General features: G+C 66.5%; 10 protein-coding genes. 3 read left to right on the top strand and 7 right to left on the bottom strand.

From position 1 onward, the window contains the following. The 3 genes from KVP10_RS21030 to KVP10_RS21040 all read left to right on the top strand — a co-directional run. On the top strand, positions 1-1,050 hold a 1,050-nt coding region (locus KVP10_RS21030; RefSeq protein WP_246600911.1), incomplete at its 5' end, for a helical backbone metal receptor. Between the two features lie 46 nt (positions 1,051-1,096). Then, on the top strand, positions 1,097-1,918 hold the full coding sequence (thiD, locus tag KVP10_RS21035) for a bifunctional hydroxymethylpyrimidine kinase/phosphomethylpyrimidine kinase (protein ID WP_217966719.1): 822 nt from the start codon (positions 1,097-1,099) through the stop codon (positions 1,916-1,918). Positions 1,919-2,055: 137 nt separating this feature from the next. Then, positions 2,056-2,736, top strand: a complete 681-nt coding sequence (locus tag KVP10_RS21040; RefSeq protein ID WP_217966720.1) for a protein-L-isoaspartate O-methyltransferase family protein — start codon at positions 2,056-2,058, stop codon at positions 2,734-2,736. 57 nt (positions 2,737-2,793) lie between these two features. Here KVP10_RS21040 and KVP10_RS21045 read toward each other — a convergent pair whose 3' ends face one another. The 7 genes from KVP10_RS21045 to KVP10_RS21075 all read right to left on the bottom strand — a co-directional run. Beyond that, positions 2,794-3,228: a TA system VapC family ribonuclease toxin gene (locus KVP10_RS21045; protein WP_217966721.1), complete on the bottom strand. Its 435-nt coding sequence runs from the start codon at positions 3,226-3,228 to the stop codon at positions 2,794-2,796. Beyond that, positions 3,218-3,457 (bottom strand): type II toxin-antitoxin system VapB family antitoxin, encoded by a 240-nt coding sequence (locus KVP10_RS21050; RefSeq protein WP_217966722.1) that lies wholly within the window; start codon positions 3,455-3,457, stop codon positions 3,218-3,220. The genes KVP10_RS21045 and KVP10_RS21050 overlap by 11 nt, the downstream gene beginning before the upstream one ends. A gap of 201 nt (positions 3,458-3,658) precedes the next feature. Further along, complete coding sequence (locus tag KVP10_RS21055) at positions 3,659-4,144, bottom strand: adenylyltransferase/cytidyltransferase family protein (protein WP_217966728.1); 486 nt, start codon at positions 4,142-4,144, stop codon at positions 3,659-3,661. Between the two features lie 127 nt (positions 4,145-4,271). Continuing rightward, positions 4,272-5,126 (bottom strand): ferritin family protein, encoded by an 855-nt coding sequence (locus KVP10_RS21060; RefSeq protein WP_217966723.1) that lies wholly within the window; start codon positions 5,124-5,126, stop codon positions 4,272-4,274. A 155-nt stretch (positions 5,127-5,281) separates the two neighbouring features. Next, positions 5,282-6,838, bottom strand: a complete 1,557-nt coding sequence (gene ubiB, locus KVP10_RS21065) for a ubiquinone biosynthesis regulatory protein kinase UbiB (RefSeq protein ID WP_217966724.1) — start codon at positions 6,836-6,838, stop codon at positions 5,282-5,284. 3 nt (positions 6,839-6,841) lie between these two features. Beyond that, positions 6,842-7,498, bottom strand: coding sequence for a ubiquinone biosynthesis accessory factor UbiJ (locus KVP10_RS21070; RefSeq protein ID WP_217966725.1), 657 nt, complete (start codon positions 7,496-7,498; stop codon positions 6,842-6,844). 523 nt (positions 7,499-8,021) lie between these two features. Further along, a partial coding sequence (locus KVP10_RS21075) for a Tim44 domain-containing protein (protein WP_217966726.1) occupies positions 8,022-8,483 on the bottom strand: 462 nt, incomplete at its 5' end.

Here is an 8,483-nt window from a genome sequence, read left to right on the forward strand (position 1 = left end):
CCCCGGGGCCGCGCCGGGCTCGAGCGCCGACCGCGAGGGTCCTGGCTGGGCGGGGCCGCGACGGCCCTGGCCCTGGGCCTGGCCCTGGCGGCGGCCGTGCCGGCGTGCCGCGCCGCAAACACCGCCATAAATACCGCCGGGGCATGCTCCACGGCGCCGAACGAAGCCGCCTGCGCCGGATCGGCTCCTTCTTCCACCGAATCCGATTATTCCGCTATTTCCGCCGCGGCCGCCCGGGACTGGGGCCACAGCCCCGCCAGGCGGGTCGTCACCCTGGCGCCGAGCCTGACGGAACTGGTCTACGCGGCCGGCGGCGGCGACCGCCTGGTCGGCACCGTCACCAGCAGCGACTATCCTCCCTCCGCGCGGCGCCTGCCGCGGGTCGGCGACGGGATCAACATCGGCCTGGAACGCCTGCTGTCCCTGAAACCCGACCTGGTGCTGGCCTGGCAGGCCTCGGGGGCCACGCGCGCGCTGGCGCCCACGCTCGGTACCCTGCGCATCCCCCTGCAATACCTGGCCCCGGACAGCCTCGACGGCATCGCCCGCGACGTCGCACGCCTGGGCGGGCTGCTGGGCACGGCGGTGCAGGCCGACGCCGCGGCGGCCGCCCTGGCCCGACGCATCGCCGCGCTGCGGGCGCATTACGCCGGCCGGCGCACAGTCTCGGTCCTCATCGAAATCGGCTCCGATCCCTTGTACACGATAGGCCGCGACGCCTTGCTCAACGATGTCCTGCACACCTGCGGCGGCGTGAACATCTATGCCCGGTCGACCCTGGCCGCGCCGCAGGTGGATGCGGAAAACGTGCTGATTGCCAAGCCCGACGCGATCATCACCGCTGCGGCCGCGGGCGGCCGGCGGCGACAGGAACGCCAGGCCTATTGGGCGGCCCTGCGTCTGCCGGCGGCACGGGCCGGCCATGTCTACGCTATCGACCCGGATGCGCTGTTCCGCCCCGGTCCGCGGCTGGTGCAGGCTACCGAGGACCTGTGCCGCGACCTCGATCAGGTGCGCGCCGCAATGCCGGCTGCGTCCCGGAAGCCTTAAAATCACGCCGTGCAATCGCCACGACCGTGAATCCGGAATACACAGCATGATCCCCAATACGCTTACCATAGCCGGCGTCGACCCTTCCGGGGGCGCCGGCGTGCTGGCCGACGTCAAGACCATGAGCGCCCTGGGCGCCTACGGCATGGCCGTCATCGCCGCCCTCACGGCGCAGAACACGCGCGCGGTCACCGGCATTTCGCCGGTGCCGCCCGATTTCGTCGCGGAACAGATCGACACGCTGTTCGCCGACGTGCGGGTGGATGCGGTCAAGATCGGAATGCTGGGCCAGCAGGCGGTGACGCGCCGGGTGGCCGAACGCATGGCGCACTGGCGCCCCGCGCATCTGGTGCTGGACCCGGTGATGGTCGCCAAGAGCGGCGACCATCTCCTGGAACGCAGCGCCGTCCATGAACTGCGCGAAAGCCTGCTGCCGCAGGCCACCGTGGTCACCCCCAACCTGCCCGAGGCCGGCGTACTGCTGGAATCCAGCCCGGCCCAGAGCCTGAAGGAAATGCGCCGCGTGGCCGAAAAGCTGCGCCGCTTGCTGGGCGACGACGGCCAGCGCTGGGTGTTCCTCAAGGGCGGGCACCTGCCCGGCAACGACACGGTGGACGTGCTGCACGACGGCGACCGGCTGGTCGAGCTGCCGGGATGGCGCATCGACACGCCCAATACCCATGGCACTGGCTGCACATTGTCGGCCGCGCTGGCGGCCCTGCTGCCGCAAAGCGCAGACGTGCCCGAGGCGGCGCGCCGCGCCAAGGCCTACCTGGAAGCGGCCATAGCCGCGTCCGGCGCGCTGCAGGTCGGCGCCGGCCACGGACCCGTGCATCATTTCCACCAATGGTGGCGGCCTGCGGCCTGAACGCCGCGGGCGCGGGTGTGCTTACGAAGCGACGGTCCCCGCCCAGTGGCCGCCTGGTCCAAGTACATCGGCTCCAACGGGCAATAAGTGCAACGAATCAGTACAATACCCTATTGTTTTCAGCATCCACGCCAGCCATGAACCTTACTTCCGCGCCCGAGATCGAACACGCCCGCTTCAATATGGTCGAACAGCAGATACGGACCTGGGACGTACTCGACGAACGCGTGCTGCAGGCACTGTTCTCGGTGCCGCGCGAACGCTACGTGCCGCCCGCCATGCAGGCCCTGGCATTTTCCGACCTGGAAATCCCGCTGGAGGTCAATTCGGTCAATACGCGCGAGACCATGCTCAGCCCCAAGGTCGAGGCGCGCCTGGCCCAGGAACTGCAGCTCAGGCCCACCGACTGCGTGCTCGAGATCGGCACGGGTTCGGGCTACCAGGCCGCCCTGCTGGGCGCGCTGGCGCAGCAGGTCACCAGCATCGAGATCAACAGCCGCCTGTCGGCCTTCGCGCAGCAGAACCTGCAGCGCAACCATGTCGGCAACGTCAAGGTGGAAACGGGCGATGCCCATGCCGGCTGGGGTACCACCGAATACGACGCGATCCTGGTCACCGGCTCGGTGCCGACCGTGCCCGACGCGCTCAAGTACCAGTTGCGCATCGGCGGGCGCATGGTGGTGGTCGTGGGCCAGCAGCCCATCATGACGGCCTGCCGCATCACCCGCACCAGCGCCGCCAGCTTCGACACCACGTACCTGTTCGACACCGTCATCAAGCCCCTGCGCGGCGTCTCGGTCTCGAAGTTCAAGTTCTAGTCGCCGGCTTCCCGCGAGAATACGGCGCGGCAAGGCCGCGCCGCACCGGGGCCGTCGTCATGCAGCGAGCCGGGTGAACTGGCTTTTGGGCAGCAGACGCCTGAAATCGGCGTCGAAGCTGACCACATGCTCGCCCTGGTGCAAGGCCGCGGCGGCCAGCCAGGCATCAGGCACCTGGTTGGCGGAAAGATCTTTTTCCATGCACAACTGGCGCAGGCGCACCCATTCCCCGCCCAGCTCGGCTCGCTCGACGCCCGGGCAGGTCAACAACGCATCGATGAAATGCAGCGCCTCGGCCATGGGCGTGGGATGCATGAATATTTTCGGGTGCGTCACCAGCCGCAGAAAACTGGCGATAACCATGGGCTGCAGGCTCAGAGGCATGCCTTGGCCGGCGTCGGAGACGGCCCGTTCCAGCCACAGGCGCGCAGGCGCGTGATGGGGATGGTCGCTACGCGATGCAGCAACCAGGACATTGACGTCAGGAGTCATGATCGGCCGCGTCCAGCAGCGCCTTGTTGCTCAGGCCATCGAGGCCTGGCATCAAGCCGCCCTTTCCCCGGTAGACCGGCAGGCGCACAGGCCTGGCCGGCATCCGTTGCTTGCGCAGGCGCAACTGCAGCCCTTCCTCGATCAGGCGCGTCAGCGTGGTACGTTGGTGCGCGGCCATCGCCTTGGCCTCGGTAAGCAAGGCATCATTCAGGTCGAGAGTGGTTTTCATGGTCGGCCACATTCATACAGATTTCTGTATCTTATATCCGCAACATCTTGTGCGCAAGCAGCGACGGCCAGTCGTAGCGACACGGCGAGGCCTCGTGCGGCATCGGGGCTTCCCGGCCTTGCGCCCCCTGCGTACGGGCATACGCATTCCCGGGCGCCCTCGGGCGCCGCCAGTCGTTTACGGAAGGGATATTGCCGCCGCTTATCCGCGGATCTTGCGCACCAGGGCGGTGGTGGAGCGTTCGTATTCGAAGGGAATGGCCACAGCCCTGCCGCCCCAGCTCTGCACGCTGGCCGTCTCGGGCAGGCTCTGCATGTCGTAGTCACCGCCCTTGACGATGATATCGGGCCGCAACTGCTCGATCAGGGCCTGCGGCGTGTCCTCGTCGAAACTCGTCACCACTGTCACGCAAGCCAGCGCGGCCAGCAGCGCGGCGCGGTCGGACATGCTGTTCAGGGGCCGTTCGGGCCCCTTGCCCAGGCGCCGGGCCGAATCATCGGTATTGACAGCCACCACCAGCGTCGCGCCCAGTTGCGCAGCGGCATCCAGATAAGTGGCATGCCCGCGATGCAGGATGTCGAAGACGCCGTTGGTGAAGACCAGCGGCCGCTGCAGGCTGCCACTGCGGACCGCGGCGACGCAGGCCTCGCGGCTGAGCACCTTGGATTCGAAACGCGCGGGCATGATGTGTATGGATATTCGTGTGGAGATGAAAAATATCGGACGGCAAAAGCCCCGGCATCGATACAGGATATAGGCCACGCCGGCGCTCGAACCGGACAGCGCACTGAGCCCGCACGGCCGGCCGCGCGCCTCAGGCCATTGCCGGCGCCTCGCGCAGCAGGCTCTTGCGGTAGCGGTTCAGGTCCTGCACGGTGTCGAAAGTGCCGTCCATCAACAGCGACAGATTATGCAGTATGCGCGAGCTGACCTTGTTTTCCCAGACGTTGTCGAAGCAGATCTGATTGTCCAGCCAGTTTTCGAGCCAGCCGGGAGTGGGCAGGCGGCACTGCACGGTGTCCTCGGGGTACAGGCTCTTGTTGACGTGCAGATTGGTCGGGTGCAGCGCCTGGGGCGTGCGATGCGCCGAGGCCATCAGCACGCCGATCTTCGAGAACGCCAGCCGCGCCTGCCGCGCCAATTCGCTGCCCCGGCTTACCAGGGCGCGTTTCATGTAGCGCAGATAGGCGCCCGCGTGGCGCGCCTCGTCCTGCGAAATGATGCGGTAGATCGCCTTGATGACGGGCTCGGTGTGCCAATCGGACGCCCGACGGTACCAGTGGTTCAGCCGCACTTCGCCGCAGAAGTGCAGCATCAGTGTTTCCAGCGCCGGCGCCGGATCGAAGTCGAAACGCACCTTGTGCAGTTCTTCTTCGGACGGCATGAGTTCGGGGCGAAAGCGCCGCAGGTACTCGATCAGGGCGAGCGAGTGCTTCTGCTCTTCGAAGAACCAGATCGACATGAAGGCGGAAAAATCGCTGTCGCCGCGATTGTCGCGCAGGAACATCTCGGTGGCGGGCAGTGCCGCCCATTCCGTGATCGCATTCATCTTGATGGTGTAGGCCTGTTCGTCCGACAGCTTGGAGGCGTCGAACTCGTCCCAGGGAATATCGGTGTCCATGTTCCAGCGCACCGCTTCCATCGATTTGAACAATTCAGGATATAGCATGGGAATCTCCCTAGAATTCAGCCGTGGCAGCCCCGCGGCGGTCTGCCGGCCCGGCATTCTGTGTTGTTGTTCCGTCGGTCGGCGCTTCCTGCGCCTCGATTAGAACCGGGTTATTGGTCAATATGATGTCGGCCCGCCGTGCAACAAGGGGGACACTAGTGCCGCGTCAGCGCCCAGAGAGCCACCCCCACCGCCATGGCCAGCACCGCGGCCAGAGTGGTCAGCAGGCGATTGGTATGTTCCTGCGCCCGCCGCATGCGCTGGAATTCATCGTATATCTGCGGCTCTATATTGGGGTGCATCAGGTTCGCATGCACCAGGCGCGGCAATTGCGGCAGCATCTGCACCCATTGCCCCGCCTCCTGCTCCAGACGCTGCCGCAGGCCCGACAGGCCGACGCGCTGGCGCATCCATTTTTCCAGATAGGGCTTGGCGGTCTTCCAGAGATCGAGGTCGGGATCGAGCTCGCGCCCCATGCCTTCGACATTGAGCAGCGTCTTCTGCAGCAGTACCAGCTGCGGCTGGATCTCGACATTGAAGCGGCGCGAGGTCTGGAACAGACGCAATAATACCTGCCCGAGGGAAATTTCGGACAAAGGCCGGTCGAAATACGGCTCGCAGACCGCCCTTACCGCCCCTTCGAGCTCTTCCTCGCGAGTTTGCGGGGGCACCCATCCGGACTCGATGTGCAATTGCGCCACCCGCCGGTAATCGCGCCGGAAAAAGGCCAGGAAGTTCTGCGCCAGGTAATTCTTGTCGAATTCGGACAGCGAGCCGACGATGCCGAAATCCAGGGCGATGTAGCGCCCGAGCGTCTCGGGGCGGTCCGAGACGTAGATATTGCCGGGATGCATGTCGGCATGGAAAAAGCCGTCGGTGAACACCTGCATGAAAAAGATTTCCACGCCGGTGCGCGCCAGCAAGCGGATATCCACGCCGGCCGCGCGCAGGCGGTCCATCTGGCTGACCGGTATGCCGTACATGCGTTCCATGGTGAAGACCGTGGTGGCGCAATATTCCCAGATCACCTCGGGCACCATCAACAGGTTCTCGCGCCCCGTGCCGGGGCCGAAATTGCGCCGCAACTGGCTGCAGTTGGAGGCCTCGCGTATCAGGTCCAGCTCGTCGTGCAGGTATTTGTCGAATTCCGCCACCACTTCGCGCGGCTTCAGGCGCCTGCCGTCGGGCGCCAGGCGCTCGACCAGCCCGGCCAGCGCGCGCAGCAGCGTCAGGTCTTTCTCGATGACGGCCAGCATGCCCGGACGCAGCACCTTGACTGCCACCTTGCGGCCATCGTGCAGCACGGCGAAATGCACCTGGGCGATAGAGGCCGAGGCGACCGGGTCGGTCTCGAAATGCTTGAACAACACATGCGGCGAGGCACCCAGTGCCGCCTCTATGCTGGCCGCGGCCTGCTCGGAGGGAAACGGCGGCACCTTGTCCTGCAGGCGCGCCAGTTCGAGGGCCACATCATGCGGAATCAGGTCGCGACGGGTCGACAATACCTGGCCGAACTTGACGAAAATAGGCCCGAGCGATTCCAGCGCCAGGCGCAGGCGTACGCCTCGCGGCGTGCGCGGCGGGCGGCCGAAACGCACGATGCGCAGCAGCCCGTGCGCCAGCGGATGTTTGATGCTCGAAAGCAGCAGCTCGTCCAGCCGATAGCGCAGCCCCACGAAGATGATGCGTACCAGGCGCAACAGGGTCAGCATGGCTTAGGGCCTGCCTGCACTGGAAGAGGCGCCGCGGCGCCCCGGCCCGCTGCGCGACTCGATCCGGCTGGCGCGCCGTTCCAGTTCGTCGAGCCGGCCCTGCAACTGCGCCAGGTCGGCCCGCCATTGCTCGTATGCGGGACGCCCAAGCAGCACGCGGCTTTCTTCGGACAGATATTCGCCCACATTGCCCGCCAGGCGTTCGCCGGCGCGGCGCGCGCCGCGTCCCAGCATGCGTGCACCGCCCATCAGGCGCAGCGCGGCCACATCGCCCACGACGGCCGCCAGGTCGGCCTCTGCGTCCCAGCGCAGGTCGCGCGCCAGCTCGGACACCACCTGCGCCAGCCCGGCATCGCCCTGCACATGCAGCAAGGCGGCGATCTCGTCGGCTTGGCCGCCGCGCAGGGCCGTGGCCAACTGGCCCAAGCGGCCCGTGGGCACGGTGAGAGTGACATCGGGCACGACGGCCGGATCGGAAGCCGTCACGTAGCCATCGGCCTGTATCGACAGGCCGACCGCATAGCGCCCGGCGCTGAAACGCACAGTCTTGCCCGAGTGGCGCGCCAGGCGGTCCCGTGCCCATTGTTCGCGCCGCAGCAACTGATTGAGTGCGCGCGCGGCTACCACAGCGGGGGCCAGAAACGAGGGAATCGGGAACATACGGAGGTATCCGCGGATGCGGCGGAAATATTCGGAAATAACGGGACGAAGCTTAGAGTTTAACGGTTTTGCCGCCCAAGAGGGCTTATGGCAGGGCTGCCGACGGCCCTGGCCCCCGGCCTGCGCCGGTCAGCAAAAAAAGGCCCCCACGCTGCGCCTTCGGCTTGCTGTCCACCTCGCGCCTTGCAGGCCGCTCGGATTCGCCAGGCGCAGCACAGTCCGCAGGGACTGTGCTGTGTCCGGGCTCATCCCCCAAGGGGGCGCTTTTTGCCTTGGGACGGCCCGGCGGCAAAAAAGGGCCCCCACGCTGCGCCTTCGGCTTGCTGTCCACCTCGCGCCTTGCAGGCCGCTCGGATTCGCCAGGCACAGCACAGTCCGCAGGGACTGTGCTGTGTCCGAGCTCATCCCCCAAGGGGGCGCTTTTTGCCTTGGGACGGCCCGGCGGCAAAAAACCCGGGCGCAAGCCCGGGTTGGAAAAAGCCTCGGGCGAGAACCACCCCGAAGCGTGCTCAATCGGCATGAATCAACTGGCGTATTCCAGGGGAATCTGCTGGATGCCGGCCAATAGCCAGCCGCTGTCACCGCCCTTGTAGAGGTTCCAGACCTCTTCGAAGCGGAACGCCTCGGTGTCGGTCGATTCGCGCAGCATGCCCGAATAGCGCACGCTGGCGAGGTGCCCGCCCGATACGGCCTCGATGCCCAGCAACTCGGCATTGAGCAGGACCACTTCGGTGCGCGTAGCGCCGCTGCGGGCCAGGATTTGCGGCTTGAGTTCGGCGACCAGGTCGTCGGTAAGATATTCGCGCAGCTTGTTGACGTCGCCGCTGTCCCAGATGGCCTGGATTTCTATGAAACGGGCCTTGGCCTGGCTGAGGAATGCGACGGTGTCGAAATCGCCGGGTATGTACCAACTGGAATCCACCGGCGCGGCGGGCGCCGCAGCGGAACCGCCCAGGCCGGCCGCCGCGGCCGGCGCCGGCGCCTG

Origin of the sequence: Candidimonas humi (assembly GCF_019166065.1) — a bacterium.
Lineage (GTDB): Bacteria > Pseudomonadota > Gammaproteobacteria > Burkholderiales > Burkholderiaceae_B > Candidimonas > Candidimonas humi.

Bases quoted from the DNA above. Each gene is read 5' to 3' on its own strand.
- thiD (WP_217966719.1), top strand. From the start codon at position 1,097: ATGATCCCCAATACGCTTACCATAGCCGGCGTCGACCCTTCCGGGGGC.
- KVP10_RS21040 (WP_217966720.1), top strand. From the start codon at position 2,056: ATGAACCTTACTTCCGCGCCCGAGATCGAACACGCCCGCTTCAATATG.
- KVP10_RS21045 (WP_217966721.1), bottom strand. From the start codon at position 3,228: ATGACTCCTGACGTCAATGTCCTGGTTGCTGCATCGCGTAGCGACCAT.
- KVP10_RS21050 (WP_217966722.1), bottom strand. From the start codon at position 3,457: ATGAAAACCACTCTCGACCTGAATGATGCCTTGCTTACCGAGGCCAAG.
- KVP10_RS21060 (WP_217966723.1), bottom strand. From the start codon at position 5,126: ATGCTATATCCTGAATTGTTCAAATCGATGGAAGCGGTGCGCTGGAAC.
- ubiB (WP_217966724.1), bottom strand. From the start codon at position 6,838: ATGCTGACCCTGTTGCGCCTGGTACGCATCATCTTCGTGGGGCTGCGC.
- KVP10_RS21070 (WP_217966725.1), bottom strand. From the start codon at position 7,498: ATGTTCCCGATTCCCTCGTTTCTGGCCCCCGCTGTGGTAGCCGCGCGC.